This is a genomic window from Corynebacterium sp. KPL2825, from assembly GCF_037908445.1.
In the GTDB taxonomy this organism is placed as follows: Bacteria; Actinomycetota; Actinomycetes; order Mycobacteriales; family Mycobacteriaceae; genus Corynebacterium; species Corynebacterium kefirresidentii.
Genome location: NZ_JBBMGI010000013.1, coordinates 1 through 15,672 on the forward strand (window position 1 = coordinate 1; position 15,672 = coordinate 15,672).

Genomic DNA, 15,672 nt, shown 5'->3' on the forward strand with positions numbered 1-15,672 from the left:
AATCCTCGGCGGCGCAACCCCACGTGAAATACTTAACGAACTATTCAAGCGTGGCGCATCCACCGCTTGATTCCGCCCAATAAGGGCTAAAGGGAGAAAAACATTAAACTTACGCTTCAGTTTCAACGGTTCTTGAGCCATCAGAGAGAAAATTAATGCTGGCTTTCTTTGCACCGAAGGGGCTACGTGAGTCATCGCTATTACCTCCCAGCCCCTTCGATATCCGCACTACCCGTCATCGTTAGGAAGGCATCCTCCAAAGTGTGGCTTTGAATTGTTGCACTAGCAATGGGGGATCCTTCAGTCACAATTGAAGTAATAATTTGGGACGACAGCTCCCTGTCTTGGTATCGCAATCGAATTTTTCCGTCATCAAGGATTGAGTAAGGGATACCTCGCCGGTCTAATACTTGCTCCACTTCGGAAGAATTCAGAGCATCAATCACAAGAGAAGGAGCACCGATTAGACTGCTAAGCTCCCCCTCATAACGCAAAGAACCTTCATGGATAATGCCTACGACATCAGCAACTTGTTCAATTTCGGAGAGGATGTGACTAGAGACGACTACGGTTTTTCCCATTTCTCTGGAAAATCGCAAAATTAACTCACGAATTTCTCTAATTCCATCTGGGTCTAGGCCGTTAGTAGGTTCGTCGAGCAATAAGATGTCGGGGTCACCAACCAAGGCTAGCGCGATTCCCAGTCTTTGCTTCATGCCCAGAGAGTATTCTCCGGCTTTTCGTTTTCCGTGATTAGAGAGACCTACCATCTCAAGAATGTGACTAGTGTTTGTTTTGACCCCCCTGAGCTTGCCAAGGTAGGAGATATTTTCCGCCCCAGTTAAATTAGGATAAAATGATGGCTCTTCGATCAGGCTCCCGATATGAGAGAGATAGCTTGTGTCCCCGCCAGCCACCGGCCTTCCTTCAAGCTCAACAGTGCCAGTATCAGGCCTCAAAAGACCCAAAATGATTTTCATCACCGTGGATTTTCCCGCTCCATTTCGGCCCAGGAAGCCGTAGACTTTACCAGTAGGAACGGTGATTGAAAGATCTTTGATTACTTCAGTCTTTCCGAGTATTTGAGTCACGTGGTTTAAGTGGAGTTTTGTTCCCCTGTCCATTTTCCCTCTTTCTTTAAGAACTTCGAAGCGGCCGTAGTGGCCTCGGAGCTCATTGTTCAATGAACGGGAGTAGAAATCCATCATAAGGAGACTTTTGTCCCCTACAGGGGACAATCCTAAAGCTGACGACGTAGAGTTAAACTGACTAGGAATTTCGCTTGAAGAAACTAAATCAATCTGCCATTGTGGACGTTAACTACCCCCCTACCGCTCCTCGAAATTTTTTGGACAAGATAGCTGAAGCGTGGCAATCTTCCCCCTCAGCTCCATTACTAGGGGCACTTCTGAGTGCGTCGATACAATTTGCAGTCTCGCTGTCCTTCCACGTAAATAGTCTTTTCGAGCCTGACTACCTGTGGTGGATATGGGTGTCGTCGCAGTCGATTGTGTTACTTTTCAGGCGGCGAGCGCCGTTCCTTATTCTCATTATTCAATGCATCTTTATGGTTTCTGCGGAAGTTTTTTATTCTGCAGGCGCTTTTTGCCTTATTCCACTACTCATATCCGTCCATAGCACAAGTTCTCGCTCTACCGCTTGGAAAATCGGGGTAGGACTCCTAATGGCCCTAGCGGCCGACTTCCCCGCTTCATGGAAAATGTTTCCTACTTACGGAATCAGCGCCTTCCTACCAGCTTTCTTCTATGTGGGAACAATCTCCACCATTTCTTTGGGGGCGAGATTTCGAAAGCTATCGTTAGCTCGCCAAGATGACGTTTTCGCAGCTGAGCATCATGCTAGATTGTCCGAAAACAAAAGGCTTCAGGCAGAACGTTCTACCCGTATTGCCACTGGTCTTCACGACAGCGTGGGACATAGTCTGACTGCTATAGCAGCGCTAAGCGAAGGTGTCAAAGGTCAGTTAGGCCGTCCTGATCTAGAAGAAGCTTTGGAAATGATTGATGAATTGGCGCGTGACGCTCTTGCAGATACGCGTCGGACTGTTTATGAGATAAACCAAGAGGAAGTACCCCCCGATCTAGCAACCTTAACCGAGGAGGGACAACACACATGGAATGATTTGGCTTCCCTCATAGAAGTAACTCGGAAAACTGGGATATCTGTTGCATTTCTAGAAAACGGTAAACGCACAGAGTACCAGTGTATCCAGGAACTGTGTTTTCAAGTCATAAGGGAATGCACGACTAACACGATTCGACATGCACAAGAAGCAAGCCAAATTACCGTTTCGTTAGATTTTTCTCCACATTCGGTTCGTATTCATTTTTCCGATAATGGAAAACTACAGACCTCTGTAGTGAAACCCGGAAATGGAATCCTAGGAATGCGTAGACGTCTAGAAAAGGTAGGAGGAAGCTTAACCGCGAGCTCTACACGTAGGGGATGGAAAGTGGACGCGATAATCCCTATTTACCCAGGTTCAAGGGAAGGAAACACCAGTGCAGAACGATATAAATAATGACTCTTCAATTAGAGTAATGATCGTGGACGACCAAAAGGCCGCTCGGTTCGGACTTTCCTTGCTCGTAAAAAAGGCAGCCGATATGCATGTAATGGTGTCCGCAACCAACGGTCAAGAAGCGATTGAAGTACTTTCCCGAATGAAGGAAGCCAATGATCTCCTCCCCCAAGTCATATTAATGGATATCCGCATGCCTTTTCTGAATGGAATCGAAGCAACAGAACGGATAATTGCTTCGTTTGACAAGATAAAAATATTAATAATGACTACATATGATCAGGATGATTACGCTCTTAGCGCTCTCGATGCGGGAGCCTCCGGATATCTACTTAAGGATGCCCGTTCACGTGATTTACAGAATGCTATTCGATCTGTATACGGGGGAGACGCAGTCCTTACTCCTCGGATAACGGCCACCCTTCTTCAAGAGCGCAGACCAGTAAAAGCTTCGACAAAGCGTCAACGAGACGCCCAAAACTCCATAGCATCACTGTCTCCGCGCGAAAAAGAAGTTGCAGAGTTAATCTCCCAAGGACTCAATAACAAGGAAATAGCGGAAAAGCTTGTAATACAGCGGGACAGTGTGAAAAAGACCGTTTCACGAATACTCTCCAGATTAGAGATGCGGGATCGTGTGCAGATAGCGATACTATGGAACGAAGCACACGCGCAATAATGGACTATCGCTTCATAAAATTCGCCCCCTGAATAATGACCGCTAGCGTTTGAGCGTATGCGAAAAGACTCCCCCTCGGAGATCCTTGGGCGCGCAGCTGAGGAACCCTTGATGCCTCACCTCGAGGAAACCGATACAAACACAAAATAGCCGCTACTCCGTGTCTGCGGATAGTGTATCAACGTGAGGCGGATTCTGTCGGGTATTTTCACCGGCAGCACGTTGTCACAGTGTCGCCTGAACTGGATAAAATTAACTATCTATATAGCGACTTGTTTTATGCTCTGCCGTCATGGGGTTGCGTCCATCAGTGTGGTGTATCTTTAGGCTGCGGTATGCCTCGTGCCAATGCGCATAAAGACGACCATCGCGGGTACTGAAGTGCCTTGGGTTTTTGCTCCTAGGTATTTGCTTTGATTTCTATTTTCCTGTGCCGGGTTCTAATTCCAAAATCCGGTTTCGACCTCGCCCCACCTGCGGAAACGCTAAGAAAGAGGACTGTTTCTGCCATTGCTGCGGCGCATCGCTTATTCCGACTGTCGCCCTGCATTCTCCGCCCACACACGCACGCCCACAGAAGCGGCAGTCATAACAATCATGAGGACGACTGCTAAACCGAGCCCGATGACGTCTGTCACCCACAAAATAAATAATGCTAAAGAGACAACAGCTAAAGCGAGTAAAACTCCAGTTTTTATCTTCTGTGTTCTATCCATAGCGCCATTATTCAATAATAAAACCCCACCATGTGAGGGATTTCCTCTTCTTGCAGAAGATTTCTTCGCTCCGAAACGTCTTCGCAGTATGGCATGGCTACTCAACGCACGTACTAAAGAGCGGTCGAATCCCAGCTTTAGACTAGCTCTTATTGCTTGATTGAACCGTGAATATGCAGTTAAAAACACTGCAATAGTCAATCTCTGCTCGGCTATACCAAGCATGTTGCCCCTCAATGTTCCCTAATCTCTGTCTTCACCTAGATGAAGCGCGTCGGCAATCATTACCCTTAAAGAGTGATTACGAACGAACTTCGAAATTTGCTAGCCAAAGCAACTACTCACGCACGGCGCTTTCAGGACGGAGGAGATCACACTGTAGCCGCAGCACTCCTTACCAAATCAGGCAAACACGTACTCGGTTTGAACGCGCACCACTTCCTCGATGGTCCTTGCGGGGAAGTCTCGGCTTTAGCCAACCATGCTGCTAGTTATCCAAGCAGTAGTCGCCGTATACGGACCTACTGGTCAAGTTATTCCGGCCTGCGGTAAGTGCCGCCAGGTACTTTTTGATGTTAACCCTTCTATTCGGTGCATCGTGCGCGGAAGCAATGGACTTGAAGCACCTACCGTAGAAGAACTCTTGCCATTCGCATTCAACTGGCGAGATATGGAACAAGAGCAGCGCATCTACATGTGGGAAGGCTACGAGGAATCAATTCGTAGCGGAGAAAAGCAACAGACAATTCGGGTAGATGATCCTTTCCATGAAGGAAATGCCCAAATAGTCTTCGAGAAAGAATCCGGAGAGGTCGTCACCATTCCTGCACAGGTCACGGCCGTTTCCTCTATCCAGCGAAGTAAATTGTCGGAAAAGCAAGCTCGAAATGACGGCTTTGGCTCTCTCGCCGAGCTTCAGAAAGCGCTAGATGCTCACTATCCCGGATTAGCTGCCGATGATGAAGTAGACGTCGTCGAGTTCAAACTGCGGTAATCCATCCAGACCGAAAGGTGGAATAGCCCTCCTCCCCGCGTGCAGAATTCACCTCATCCATAACGTCATTTTGCGGGGTGAAGATTGCGGCAGCTAGCGCTGAGGGTCTTCTATTTCCCTTATCCAGAAGTTCATCATCTCACCGATAGGATCCGAGGAGGAAAACACTTCGCTCGCTATTTCCCTAGGAGACCAAGTATCCGGAAGGTCTTGAAATCCTGCGCCGACCTTTCCAAGCGTCACTGCTGAGGAGTTTTTGACTGCGCTAAGGATGGTAACGACATCGTCATACGTAGCATAAAACGAGTTTTTCCCATTCGCCCCAGTTGCATCAGCAATACAGATCCAGTCATTGAGTTCCGCCATATCGCTCAAAATATTATCGACGATTTTTCTTGAATCTGTTTCCATATGCTCACTCATTGTGCTTGGCCTTCTACTTACACTCAACCTTAACTCTGAGAATTAGCAACCGCTTTGCCAATGTCGTCTACAAATTTTATCGAGCCAACAAAAGCGGCATGTGAGTTTGTGTTTTACCGGAATCTAAGGGATTTTCGCAGATACTTATTAAGCACCACTCACCCTCTACAATGACACCCATGGATGCACAGGAGTGGCAGGACTTGGAACGCTACGGCTCATGGGAGCGGATGACCAGTGGGGAGTGGTTCTTGCCGAGCATGCCGGAGGCGAAGGAAGAGCACCAGCGCACTTTCCGCTTGCTTAAGCAGCTCAATGAACTACAGAATACGGACCCAGAGCGTGCCAAAGGCATCCTGCGCGAGATACTGCCGGAAGAATCAGCGGTGCCGGGCCTGCACGTGCCGCTCAACCTGGAGTACGGCTGCAACCTAGTATGCGGCGAGCGCGTCTTCATTAACTTCGGCGCTACGATCTTGGCTCAGGCCCAGGTAACGCTCGGCAATGGTGTCATGGTGGGTCCCAATTGCTCCCTGATTACGGTGGGGCATCCGGTAAACGATCACGAGATGCGCGCCGGCGGCTGGGAGATAGCTAAGCCCATCACCATCGGTGATAATACGTGGTTCGGTGCTAATGTCACCGTGCTGCCGGGCATCACCATTGGAAAGAACTGCGTTATAGGCGCAGGCACGCTTATTACCACCGATATCCCGGATAATTCGCTGGTCCTGGGATCACCCGGCCGCGTGGTCCGCAAGCTGGAAAATAACGAGGAAGACTGGGAGCGCCAGGATCTCAACGGCCCCGTCGAGGGCTTTGGAGCCGCCCACTAAATGTTTGATCTCGCTCGCATCGGCGCGGGACTTCCCGTAGCCGAGACCATCGATTCGCTACCTAGCACCGGAAACGTCGTCATCCAGGCCCCGCCCGGCACAGGTAAAACCACACTTGTGCCACCGGCGTTAGCCAATCATGCGGCAGGGCGGGGCAAAGTCATCGTCACCGCCCCACGCCGTGTGGCCGTGCGCGCGGCCGCGCAGCGCTTAAGCGCGCTTAGCGGCACCCCAGACAAGGTCGGTTTCGCCATACGGGGCGAGTCCCGCAAGGGCAGCGACGTCGAGTTCGTCACGCCGGGCGTGCTGCTGCGCCGCCTGCTGAAGGATCCGGAACTCGAGGGCGTGGCCGCCGTTGCCATCGATGAGGTTCACGAGCGTCAGCTCGATACGGATCTCGTGCTAGGCATGTGCCTGGAGCTAGCCGAATTGCGCGAGGACTTTCGCGTCATCGCCATGTCTGCAACCGTGGATGCGCAGCGCTTTTCCCAGCTTATGGATGCGCCCGTCCACGTGACCGAGGCGGTGACCCATCCGCTCGATATCCATTACGCGCCCATGCCGGGCAGGGCGGCGGGAACGAGGGAGTTTTACGGGGACGTCGCCAAGCAGGCAGCCCGCCAGCACGAATCAACGCTGGTCTTTGTGCCCGGCGTGCGCGAAGTCAACCTCGTGTGTGATGCCTTAGCAGGCCGTAATGTATTTCCCCTGCACGGCAAGCAAACCACCGCGGAGCAAGACGCCGCGCTGTATAGCGAGGAGCAGCGCATCGTCGTGGCTACCTCCATCGCGGAGTCGTCGCTTACCGTACCGGGCGTGCGCGTGGTGATAGATGCCGGGCTCTCCCGCGTTCCCCGGCGCGATGCGCAGCGTGGCATGTCCGGGCTGGTGACGGTGTCTACCTCGAAGTCGAGCGCCGATCAGCGCGCTGGTCGTGCCGGCCGTGAGGCACCTGGCACCGTGATTCGCTGCTACTCGCAGGATGATTACCAGCACTTTTCCCCGCACACCACCCCGGAGATCCTCTCCGCGGACCTCACCCAGGCCGCGCTGTTTCTGGACTGCTGGGGCGCGGGCCCGGATTTCCCGTTGCTCGATCCGCCCCCGGCCCAGGCCCTCGCCTCCGCGCAGGCAACACTCAAGCGCATTGGCGCCACGCAGGAACTCGCCCTCCTGCCCACCGATCCGCGCCTCGGTGCCTCCTTGCTCCGCCACGGTAGCCAGGCCGCGCCCATTATCGCCTCGCTTGCCGACGCCCCCTTAACCCCCGATCTCTCCCGTCACCGCCCACCTCAAAAAGAGGTCAAGCGGCTGGCACGCCTTGTAGACGATCTCGGCCCCGCCGATCCCGGGAAGGTCGTAGCCACCGCCTTTCCCGAGCAGGTGGCCAAGCGCATGGGCAAAGATTACCTGCTGGCCAGCGGCACCCGCGCGCGCCTGCTCGATAACTCAGGTTTGGCCGGCGCCCCGTGGCTTGCCATCGCAGAGGTGTCCTTGTCCAACGCGGGCAATGCCATCATCCGCTCGGCCGCCCGCATCGAGGAATCGGCTGCCCTGGCGGCCATCGGCGTCACCGAGGAAACCCGCGCCTTCCTGCGCGATGGCCGCGTGCGCGGCGTCAAGGTCAGGGCCGCGGGCGCCATCACCCTTTCTGAGACCCCGGTTAAAGTCACGGGCCCCGCAGCCGAGGAGGCGCTTGCCGCCGGCATCCGTGAAGAAGGCCTAGGACTCTTTACCTTCAGCGAGAAGGCCCAAAGATTAAAAGACCGCCTGCACCACCTGCACTCCCACTTTGGCGATCCGTGGCCCGATGTCGATTCCGCGGATCCCGCCGAATGGCTCGGGCCCGAATTACATCGCATCGCCGAGGGCACTCCCGCCGCCAAGCTAGACATGTACCCCGCGCTGCAACGCCTCCTTCCCTGGCCGGAAGCCACCCACCTGGACGAGCTCGCCCCTGAGCGCCTTCCGGTGCCCTCCGGCCGCGATGCCATAATCGACTGGTCCGGCGATCGCCCCGTGGTTCATATCAAGTTGCAAGAATGCTTCGGCCTAGCCGAATCCCCCGAATACTGCGGCCACCGCGTGCAATTCCACCTGCTCTCCCCCGCCGGCCGGCCGCTCGCGGTGACCGATGATCTCGCCAGCTTCTGGTCCGGACCTTATGCCGGCGTGCGCGCCGATATGCGCGGCCGCTACCCCAAGCACCCCTGGCCGGAGGACCCGTGGAATGCGATTGCTACCGCGCGCACCAAGAATCGGATGTAATTAACCCCATTGCTGCCAGCCCAGGTAGCAGCTCATGACCACCACCAGGGTAAGCAACGCGTAGCGGATGAATTTGGCACCGCCGCCAAGTACGGTACGAGCACCGAGAAGTGCGCCGGCGATATTGGCTACGCCGAGCACGATGCCGAGCGTCCACCACACGTGCCCGCCAATAATGAACACGATGAGCGCGCCGAAATTGGTAGCGGTATTGACCACCTTGGCCATGGCCGCAGAGGTCAAGAAGTTCTGCGCAAAAATAGAGGTAAAGGCCATGATCAAAAACATTCCGGTACCCGGACCGAAGATGCCATCATAAAAAGAAATGATGCCGGAGAGTAACAGGACCACGACGGTCCGCCAACCGCCACGGGTACCGGCCGAATCGCTACTGCCAAAATCTGGCTTGAAGGCAACGAAGATACCCACAGCCACCATGAGCACGATGATGATGGGCCGCATAACGTCTTTATCGAGGCTCGAGGCCACGCTGGCCCCCAACCCGGAGCAGACCAGTGCGATGAGGATGAACCGCGCCATTTCTGCCTTGTCCAGCTTCACCTTGCGCGCAAGGGTCACAGCAGCGGATCCGGTGCCAGTCACCGCAGCAAGCTTGCTAGTGCCCAAAGCGGCGGCCGGAGCAAGGCCCGGCAGGACCGCCAGCAGCATCGGGATCAGGATCAATCCGCCACCGCCGATGACCGCATCGACCCACCCCGCGGCCGCGGTACCAAAGAAGAGAATTACCCACTGCACCACATCGATTTCCATGCCCCCGATCATAAATCTTGAATGATGTAAGGTGATAACCCGCCTACCGGCCTCCCCATAGTGGAGTAAAAGAAGGCATTATACTTTTGTCGCAGCAGAACGAGGAGGCTCGCATGGCCGCACAGCAGGAAGGCGCCGGGCTAAGTGCCCACACCGTGGCACGGTGGTCCATTGTCGTTCCGGCATCGGTCGTATTGGGCTGGCTGTTTAGCATGTGGCACGTACCTGCGGCCTGGATCTTGGCAGCGATCCTCTCCTCCGGCGCCATGGCGCTTTGTACTGGGGAAGATCTGCGCGTGAATCGGAGTTTTTATAGCATGTCGCGTGGTTTTATCGGCATGATGGCTGCCATCCCGCTGACCGTTGTGCCGGTGAGCCAATTGCTTGGCTTCCTGCCTGCCGCCCTGACGATCTCCTTTGTCACACTGATGGTAGGCGTTATCGGTGGCCACCTCTTACACCGCGCACAGCCGCACGATGTCTCCTCCGAAACCGGCATTTTATCCATGCTGCCGGGCGGTGCGTCCCTCATGCCCGCGCTTGCCGACGAACTCGGGGCCGACTTCCGCTACGTCGCCCTCACCCAATACCTGCGCCTGTTAGTAGTCTCGGTATCGCTACCGGCCGTGGTCGCCTTATTGGACACGCCTGCCGGCGAAGGAGCGGATCTTTCGGTCGACGGCGAAACTACCTGGTGGATAGTTGCCCTAGTGATTGCCATTGCCTGCATAGGAGAAAAGGTAGGCAAGTTCCTCCATCTCCCCGCCGCCGCGGTACTCGGCCCCTTGCTGCTGACGGTTCTAGCCTCTTTCGTGTTGCCGGAGGGCCACACACTCGAACCGCTCTATGCCTTTAAGGTGATGGCCTTTTTGTCCATTGGTTGGGTCTGCGGCGGTGGGCTTTCGCTGCCGGCGCTCAAGGCCTTTGCCAAGCAATTGCCCGCCACGGTTCTTTTCATCGTGGTCATCATCGGTATCTGCGCGGCCACCGCCTGGCCGCTAACCAAGTGGCTGCACATCACTTACTTCGAGGCCTACCTGGCTACCAGCCCCGGCGCGCTAGAGACGGTGCTCGCACTCTCGGCGGAGGGCGGGGCCGGCCCAGCGGTCATCGCAGTCCAGCTCACCCGCCTCATCGCGGTACTGGTCGTAGCGGGCTACTTGCCACAGCTGCTACGCCTGGCCCAGCGACTGCTGCGCCGCTAGTTATCCAGAACGGCCTCGCGCAGCACGGACATCGGCACGGAACCAAGGGCGAGGGCCTCGGAGTGGAACTCGCGCGCACTCATCCCCTGCTTCTCGGCCGCGGCGCGGGTCTCCTGCCACAGGCGCTGGCCCAAAGCATAGGACGGCGCCTGGCCCGGCCAGCCGAGGTAGCGATTGACCTCAAAATTGAGGTTCGCATCATCCATGGCGGTGTTTTCACGCATGAAGGTCTTCACGTGCGCCTTGTCCCACACGCCGGACGTCGAGCAATCCGGCAACTGCTTGCCCAAGTGCAATCCGATGTCCACGACCACGCGGGCGGCGCGCAGGCGCTGCGCATCCAACATGCCCATGCGGAAGCCCGGATCGTCCATGTAGCCCAGCTCGGCCATGAGCTGTTCGGCGTAGAGCGCCCAGCCCTCGCCATGACCAGAGTTCCACGTCACCGCGCGGCGCCACAGGTTGAGATCCTCCTGCACCAGTGCGGAACCTAGCTGCAGGTGGTGGCCCGGCACGCCCTCGTGGTGAACGGTGGTCAGCTCTTGCCACGTGTGGAAGGTGTCTTGTCCTTCTGGCACGGACCACCACATGCGGCCCGGGCGGGAGAAGTCATCGCTCGGCGGGGTATAGAAGATGCCGCCGGTACCGGCCGGATCGATGCAGCACTCGATCTCTTCTACTTCTTCCGGAATATCAAACTCTTTGCCGTTGAGCTCTGCGATAACGCCATCGGCGGTAGATTGCATCCACTCCACCAAGGCATCGGTGCCGCGCAGGGTATAGCGCTCCTCGTGGTTGAGCTTGCGCATCGCCGCGCGTACCGAGCAATCGGAACCATAGAGCTCGTGGGCGATCTTTTCCTGCTCCGCTCGCAGGGTGCGCACCTGATCAAGGCCCCATTCATAGGCCTCATCGAGGTTGACGGCATCGCCTACAAAGAGCTTGGAAAAGCGTTCGTAGCGCTCGCGGCCCACGGCATCCTTCGCGGGCGCTTGAGGCTGCAGGTCATTGGACAGCCAATCGGAGAACTCGCCAAAGGCTTTCTTGGCCTGCTCCACCTCAGCGGAGTCGGCGTCGAGGCCGAGGGACTCGAGCATCGAGTCGGCGTCGGCAAGCCGCTCGCACTGCACAATGACCTCGGAGATCTGGCGGTGCGGTGCCACCATGCCGTGGGAGGCCGCTTCCTCCAAGGAGCTGCGGTATCCGGCCAAGGAGGTCTTCACCTTGGACAGGCGGGAGCGAATAGCATCGCGGTCCTCGTCCGTATCCTGCGGCATGAGCAGCAGGGTATCGCGGATGGTCTGGACCGGTGAGGCGATATTATTTAGGCAGCGCACATCCTCGCTGTGGTGGTGCAGATCTAGATCGAGGCACAGGCGATCACGCAAAACGGCCGCGGTGACGTAGTCCACCTCATCAAAGTCATCCTCATCATCGGATTCATCGGTGGTGTCATCCAAGGCATCCAAGTCCGCGACCATCTCACGGGTGCGATCCGCGATGGCGGTGAAGTATTCGGGGGAGAAATCCTGCAATTCGCCCTCGAAGCCGTCAATGCCCCACGCGGTGGCATCAGTGGGGGAAAGCTCGGCTAGGTCGTGAACGAAGTTATCGCACGAAGCGTCCAGTAGAGAGGGCTGGCGCTTAGCGGTCTGCTCAGAACTCATAACGAGGAAGTCTATCCCTAAGTATCAGCTATAGGCCACCCGGGGAGGATGAAGTTGCGAACTTGTTAACTAATCGTTGTCCCACTTTGTGCCGGGATAGCTCCAGTGGCTGAATTCATCCAGGATGTCCTGCGGTTTCTCTTTCATTACCAGCGCGTCTACAAAGCGCGGCAGGATGAAACCGGATTCGGCCATGGCGGCGTACATGGCGTAGAAGGGGCGCCAAAAGTCCGCGGTATTAACTAGGCCTACTGGGCCGCGGATGTGGCCCAGCTGCTGCAAGGTGAGTACCTCAGTAAGTTCTTCAAGGGTGCCAACGCCGCCGGGGAGGCAAATATAGGCATCGGCAAGCTGCTCCATGCGGGTCTTGCGCTCGGCCATGGAGCCCACGACCTCTAGGGTGGTCAGGCCGGGGTGGGAAATTTCCAGGTCCACCAGTGACTGCGGCATCACACCAGTGACGGTGCCGCCGGCGGCTAAGCAGGCTTGCGCCACCTCGCGCATCAAGCCGATATTGCCGCCGCCATACACCAGGTTCAGGCCGCGTCGGGCCAGTTCGGTGCCCAATTCCTGTGCCGCCTGAGTGTAGGCCGGGGAGTTTCCTGTTGCTGAACCACAATAAACCGCTACTGACTGCATGCTCTCCAGCATAGATATCTGCGCCCCCACCACCACCTTTAGACTATTCGGTACATGAACCTTTTATCAGGTTAGACAAAGCAGTCTGGGATGCTTATACTCCTTTTTATGATCAAATCTGGCCCAGTGTTCACGCGGCCCCGCACGCCGGCCGCAAAGTGCCTCCATTTGGTGCGCCTGAACCCGATCATCACCCGGAGCGAGTTGGTGGAAGCCACCGGGCTTTCCCAGCCCACCATCACGCGCGCTACTACTTCCCTACTCAACGCGGGCCTCATCCAGGAACGCACCGACCTCACCCAGTCCCGTGGGCGCGGCCGGCCAACTGTGCCGCTTGAGGCGGCCGATAATGACTGGGCGCTCGGCGGCATCTCCGTGGGCACTAAGCAGACCTACATCGGCCTCTATGACATCAAGGGCCGCACCTTAAGCGAAGAAGAGTTGGCCACGCCGGTAGCAAACCTCAGCGAGGATGACTTCCTCGAGCACATCATGGCCGGCATCAATCGCATGATGACCAACCTGAACCACCGCTTGGTCTCCCTCGGCGTGACCACCTCCGGCACCGTGGATGACAACGGCCTGGTCACCGCGGAAAACCTCAACTGGCACGGCGTGGACATCGCCGAACGCCTGCGCTTCCAGTTCGGCGTACCCGTAGTAGTCTCCTCCGCCATCCCGGCCATCCTCGGCTCCGAAACCCAGGCGGCCGAGATTGGCACCAGCGAGCGAGTTCTGGTGCTCTTCGCGGATGATTCCATCGGCTCGGCGCTCTCCGTCGAGGACGAGGTCAGTCCCATTATTCCCGTACCGCAAACGCACTCTGAGCTCCTTGGCCACGGCGCTTCCGAGCGCCTGCTAGCCACCCGACACATCCTCGAGGCCATTCGGAAGGAAGGAGTGAAGGCTGCCTCGCTTACCGAGGCCGCCCAAATCGCCGAATCCAATCCCACCGTCCGCACCATTCTGGACGAGCGCGCCCGCCAATTGGGCACCATCACCGCGGAACTGGTCAAAGCCCACTCCCCGGCCACCGTGGTCATCGCCGGCGGCGCGTTTACCGACGACCCGAAGGCCCCCAAGCAATTCGCCGCCACCGTCCGCGCCTCCGCAGGCGATGAGTTGCAGCTGCGCATGATCCCCAGCCATAAGGAGATTGTCCGCGCGGTAGCCCGCACCGTGGCCACCGACCAGCTCCTGCGCCAACCGCTGGAGCTAGGCCGCTCACTCCAGTGTGCTTAGCACCTCACGTACCGAGTCGATGCCGCGAAAGAGGTGGGCATTGAGCCCGCAGTAGCTAGCACCCTCCACGTAGTCGATGCGGTCATCAAAAAAATGGGTATCTTTCGGCTGCGCGGACAGCGCATCCACGGCTACGCGATAGGCCTCTGGGTGCGGCTTTGCCAGCCCAATATCGCAGCTGAAGGTCACCGCCGCGCAGTCCTCTAGCCAGGTATGCTTCTCGCGCACCTGCCCAGCCAGCGTGGTGGGAATATTAGACAAGATGCCCACGCTATAGCCTTCTCCGATAAGCCCCTTGACCAAAGCGACCATCTCCTGGTCGGCCTCCAGCAAACCGCGGTTTTCACACGCTACCGCCTCCGCGACGGGTATCTCCCCCAACCCTGCGCGGGCCGCTACCTCATTCCAAAAGTGGCTATCACTAAAGATGCCGGCATCATAGTCCGGGCGATAAAACCCGTAGGCCTCCCACATCGCCTCGGCATCGGATGGCGCGAGGAGGCGCTCCAAGGCTGCATGACTTTCTGGGGTGGCCGGGCGCATGAGCACGCCATACATATCAAAAAGGAGTTTGGGCATAACGAGAGCCAGTTTATGCGCGTTTCGGCGCCTGGGTCAGCACGGCTACGATTCCCACACCGGCACCGGCCACAAAAACGGGCAGCATCGCGGAGACTTGTTCCATAGACAAGGCGAAAATGCCGCCGATCGCACCCATGAGCAGCATGCCACCAAGGCTATACAGCGAGCGAGTAACCAAGCCGCGCTTGCCCGCGGCACCGTACACCAGCAGCGCGAGCCCGGCGAATGGACCGAGCATGAGCGCCGCAGTGGTCAGGAATACCCCCAAGGCCACGTGGGTGGACATAATCGCCGCTCCCACGATGAGAAAAAGCGCCAGGATCAAAAGCGTCATGGCACAGAAAGCCTTGCGTTGTGTTGACATAGAAGCAATCCTCCCACGGCACTGCAGTGCCGTGGGAGGATTGCTCTAAATCTTGATGGGTTTGTTATTCACCCAGGCGCGCTTAGGCAGCGCCACCTTCGGTGCGACCAGCCAAGCGCTCATCGATGCGTAGCAGGCCAGAGCCGTCATTTCCTACCAGCTTGATCTGATCCAGAATCTCAGAAACGGTAGCTTCTTCTTCCACCTGCTCGCTCAGGAACCAGTCAACGAGCTGGCGGGATTCCAGGTCCTGTGCGTCCAGCGCCGCGCGAGCGATGGTGCGGATTTCCTCGGAGACCTTCTGCTCGTGCTCCAGGGAAGCCTGGAAAGCATCCTGCGGGTTAGCGGCCTTCACCGAACCAACCGGAATGTCATTGAGCTCTACGCGATAACCGCGGGAGAGCAAATGGTCCGCAATCTTTTCGGCATGCACGCGCTCTTCAGCGGCCTGGCCCATGAACCAATCGCGCATGCCCGGGAAGGAGAGGTTGTCCATCTCGAAGGCCAACTGGGTATAGACCATGGAAGCGCCGTACTCGCTAATGACCTGGTTGTTCAGGAGGGTTTGCAGTTTCTCGTCCATTGTAAAAACCTTTCTGTGCAGGGAAATCAATAAGTGCTAAACACCACACTACCGAAGATTCCCCTGCGATCCAGCAAGGCCTACTTAAGTAAACTTGCACGTCATTACGCTTTTTTAGATTGGATAACCTAAGTTAGCCAAGACAAAGCTTGCCACCACAC

17 protein-coding genes are annotated in these 15,672 nt (G+C 56.6%); 7 read left to right on the forward strand and 10 right to left on the reverse strand.

Features of this window, described 5'->3' with window-relative positions; translation table 11 throughout:
- Together WMQ00_RS10100 and WMQ00_RS10105 are read right to left on the reverse strand one after the other, a co-directional pair.
- Positions 1 to 195, reverse strand: a 195-nt coding sequence (locus WMQ00_RS10100) for a hypothetical protein (RefSeq protein WP_340441000.1), incomplete at its 3' end; no start/stop codon positions are given.
- Between the two features lie 5 nt (positions 196 to 200).
- Entirely contained in the window at positions 201 to 1,208 is a 1,008-nt protein-coding gene (locus tag WMQ00_RS10105; RefSeq protein ID WP_340441001.1) for an ABC transporter ATP-binding protein, read from the reverse strand.
- A gap of 476 nt (positions 1,209 to 1,684) precedes the next feature.
- Here WMQ00_RS10105 and WMQ00_RS10110 point away from each other — a divergent pair, with 476 nt between their 5' ends.
- Together WMQ00_RS10110 and WMQ00_RS10115 are read left to right on the forward strand one after the other, a co-directional pair.
- Positions 1,685 to 2,542, forward strand: a complete 858-nt coding sequence (locus WMQ00_RS10110) for a sensor histidine kinase (protein WP_340441002.1) — start codon at positions 1,685 to 1,687, stop codon at positions 2,540 to 2,542.
- Positions 2,523 to 3,221, forward strand: coding sequence for a response regulator (locus tag WMQ00_RS10115; protein WP_023020302.1), 699 nt, complete (start codon positions 2,523 to 2,525; stop codon positions 3,219 to 3,221). Before WMQ00_RS10110 ends, WMQ00_RS10115 begins: the two co-directional genes overlap by 20 nt.
- A gap of 527 nt (positions 3,222 to 3,748) precedes the next feature.
- On the opposite strand, the gene WMQ00_RS10120 is transcribed toward WMQ00_RS10115, so the two are convergent.
- Entirely contained in the window at positions 3,749 to 4,162 is a 414-nt protein-coding gene (locus tag WMQ00_RS10120; RefSeq protein WP_340441003.1) for a hypothetical protein, read from the reverse strand.
- Between the two features lie 256 nt (positions 4,163 to 4,418).
- On the opposite strand from WMQ00_RS10120, the gene WMQ00_RS10125 reads away from it, so the two are divergent.
- Positions 4,419 to 4,931 (forward strand): ASCH domain-containing protein, encoded by a 513-nt coding sequence (locus tag WMQ00_RS10125; RefSeq protein ID WP_340441004.1) that lies wholly within the window; start codon positions 4,419 to 4,421, stop codon positions 4,929 to 4,931.
- A 93-nt stretch (positions 4,932 to 5,024) separates the two neighbouring features.
- Here WMQ00_RS10125 and WMQ00_RS10130 read toward each other — a convergent pair whose 3' ends face one another.
- Positions 5,025 to 5,354, reverse strand: coding sequence for a hypothetical protein (locus WMQ00_RS10130; RefSeq protein WP_023020300.1), 330 nt, complete (start codon positions 5,352 to 5,354; stop codon positions 5,025 to 5,027).
- 170 nt (positions 5,355 to 5,524) lie between these two features.
- Between WMQ00_RS10130 and WMQ00_RS10135 the strand changes: the two genes are divergently transcribed.
- Positions 5,525 to 6,190, forward strand: a complete 666-nt coding sequence (locus WMQ00_RS10135; RefSeq protein WP_340441005.1) for a sugar O-acetyltransferase — start codon at positions 5,525 to 5,527, stop codon at positions 6,188 to 6,190.
- Positions 6,191 to 8,458: an ATP-dependent RNA helicase gene (locus WMQ00_RS10140; RefSeq protein WP_340441006.1), complete on the forward strand. Its 2,268-nt coding sequence runs from the start codon at positions 6,191 to 6,193 to the stop codon at positions 8,456 to 8,458.
- On the opposite strand, the gene WMQ00_RS10145 is transcribed toward WMQ00_RS10140, so the two are convergent.
- Entirely contained in the window at positions 8,459 to 9,229 is a 771-nt protein-coding gene (locus WMQ00_RS10145) for a TSUP family transporter (RefSeq protein ID WP_200288417.1), read from the reverse strand. It abuts the gene before it with no gap.
- A 113-nt stretch (positions 9,230 to 9,342) separates the two neighbouring features.
- Between WMQ00_RS10145 and WMQ00_RS10150 the strand changes: the two genes are divergently transcribed.
- Positions 9,343 to 10,434 carry an AbrB family transcriptional regulator gene (locus WMQ00_RS10150; RefSeq protein ID WP_200288418.1) on the forward strand — a complete coding sequence of 364 codons (1,092 nt, stop codon included), beginning with the start codon at positions 9,343 to 9,345 and terminating at the stop codon, positions 10,432 to 10,434.
- Here the strand turns inward: WMQ00_RS10150 and WMQ00_RS10155 are convergent.
- Both WMQ00_RS10155 and WMQ00_RS10160 read right to left on the reverse strand, forming a co-directional pair.
- Positions 10,431 to 12,101: a DUF885 domain-containing protein gene (locus tag WMQ00_RS10155; protein WP_316330973.1), complete on the reverse strand. Its 1,671-nt coding sequence runs from the start codon at positions 12,099 to 12,101 to the stop codon at positions 10,431 to 10,433. The two genes, WMQ00_RS10150 and WMQ00_RS10155, sit on opposite strands and share 4 nt — an antisense overlap.
- Positions 12,102 to 12,170: 69 nt before the next feature.
- The gene (locus WMQ00_RS10160; RefSeq protein ID WP_034656137.1) at positions 12,171 to 12,740 is read right to left on the reverse strand and encodes an LOG family protein; all 570 of its coding nucleotides are present in this window, start codon (positions 12,738 to 12,740) and stop codon (positions 12,171 to 12,173) included.
- Positions 12,741 to 12,848: 108 nt separating this feature from the next.
- Between WMQ00_RS10160 and WMQ00_RS10165 the strand changes: the two genes are divergently transcribed.
- Entirely contained in the window at positions 12,849 to 13,982 is a 1,134-nt protein-coding gene (locus WMQ00_RS10165; RefSeq protein WP_034656134.1) for an ROK family transcriptional regulator, read from the forward strand.
- Here the strand turns inward: WMQ00_RS10165 and WMQ00_RS10170 are convergent.
- From WMQ00_RS10170 to WMQ00_RS10180, 3 genes are all read right to left on the reverse strand, one after another.
- Positions 13,965 to 14,561 (reverse strand): HAD-IA family hydrolase, encoded by a 597-nt coding sequence (locus WMQ00_RS10170; protein ID WP_023020292.1) that lies wholly within the window; start codon positions 14,559 to 14,561, stop codon positions 13,965 to 13,967. The genes WMQ00_RS10165 and WMQ00_RS10170 overlap by 18 nt on opposite strands.
- A 13-nt stretch (positions 14,562 to 14,574) precedes the next feature.
- On the reverse strand, positions 14,575 to 14,928 hold the full coding sequence (locus WMQ00_RS10175) for a hypothetical protein (protein WP_023020291.1): 354 nt from the start codon (positions 14,926 to 14,928) through the stop codon (positions 14,575 to 14,577).
- Between the two features lie 82 nt (positions 14,929 to 15,010).
- Entirely contained in the window at positions 15,011 to 15,511 is a 501-nt protein-coding gene (locus tag WMQ00_RS10180) for a ferritin (protein WP_023020290.1), read from the reverse strand.
- Between the last annotated feature and the right edge of the window lie 161 nt (positions 15,512 to 15,672).

Bases quoted from the DNA above. Each gene is read 5' to 3' on its own strand.
- WMQ00_RS10150 (WP_200288418.1), top strand. From the start codon at position 9,343: ATGGCCGCACAGCAGGAAGGCGCCGGGCTAAGTGCCCACACCGTGGCA.
- WMQ00_RS10140 (WP_340441006.1), top strand. From the start codon at position 6,191: ATGTTTGATCTCGCTCGCATCGGCGCGGGACTTCCCGTAGCCGAGACC.
- WMQ00_RS10135 (WP_340441005.1), top strand. From the start codon at position 5,525: ATGACACCCATGGATGCACAGGAGTGGCAGGACTTGGAACGCTACGGC.
- WMQ00_RS10175 (WP_023020291.1), bottom strand. From the start codon at position 14,928: ATGTCAACACAACGCAAGGCTTTCTGTGCCATGACGCTTTTGATCCTG.
- WMQ00_RS10110 (WP_340441002.1), top strand. From the start codon at position 1,685: ATGGCCCTAGCGGCCGACTTCCCCGCTTCATGGAAAATGTTTCCTACT.
- WMQ00_RS10105 (WP_340441001.1), bottom strand. From the start codon at position 1,208: ATGATGGATTTCTACTCCCGTTCATTGAACAATGAGCTCCGAGGCCAC.
- WMQ00_RS10180 (WP_023020290.1), bottom strand. From the start codon at position 15,511: ATGGACGAGAAACTGCAAACCCTCCTGAACAACCAGGTCATTAGCGAG.
- WMQ00_RS10160 (WP_034656137.1), bottom strand. From the start codon at position 12,740: ATGCAGTCAGTAGCGGTTTATTGTGGTTCAGCAACAGGAAACTCCCCG.
- WMQ00_RS10130 (WP_023020300.1), bottom strand. From the start codon at position 5,354: ATGAGTGAGCATATGGAAACAGATTCAAGAAAAATCGTCGATAATATT.
- WMQ00_RS10170 (WP_023020292.1), bottom strand. From the start codon at position 14,561: ATGCCCAAACTCCTTTTTGATATGTATGGCGTGCTCATGCGCCCGGCC.
- WMQ00_RS10165 (WP_034656134.1), top strand. From the start codon at position 12,849: ATGATCAAATCTGGCCCAGTGTTCACGCGGCCCCGCACGCCGGCCGCA.
- WMQ00_RS10125 (WP_340441004.1), top strand. From the start codon at position 4,419: ATGCTGCTAGTTATCCAAGCAGTAGTCGCCGTATACGGACCTACTGGT.
- WMQ00_RS10120 (WP_340441003.1), bottom strand. From the start codon at position 4,162: ATGCTTGGTATAGCCGAGCAGAGATTGACTATTGCAGTGTTTTTAACT.
- WMQ00_RS10145 (WP_200288417.1), bottom strand. From the start codon at position 9,229: ATGGAAATCGATGTGGTGCAGTGGGTAATTCTCTTCTTTGGTACCGCG.
- WMQ00_RS10155 (WP_316330973.1), bottom strand. From the start codon at position 12,101: ATGAGTTCTGAGCAGACCGCTAAGCGCCAGCCCTCTCTACTGGACGCT.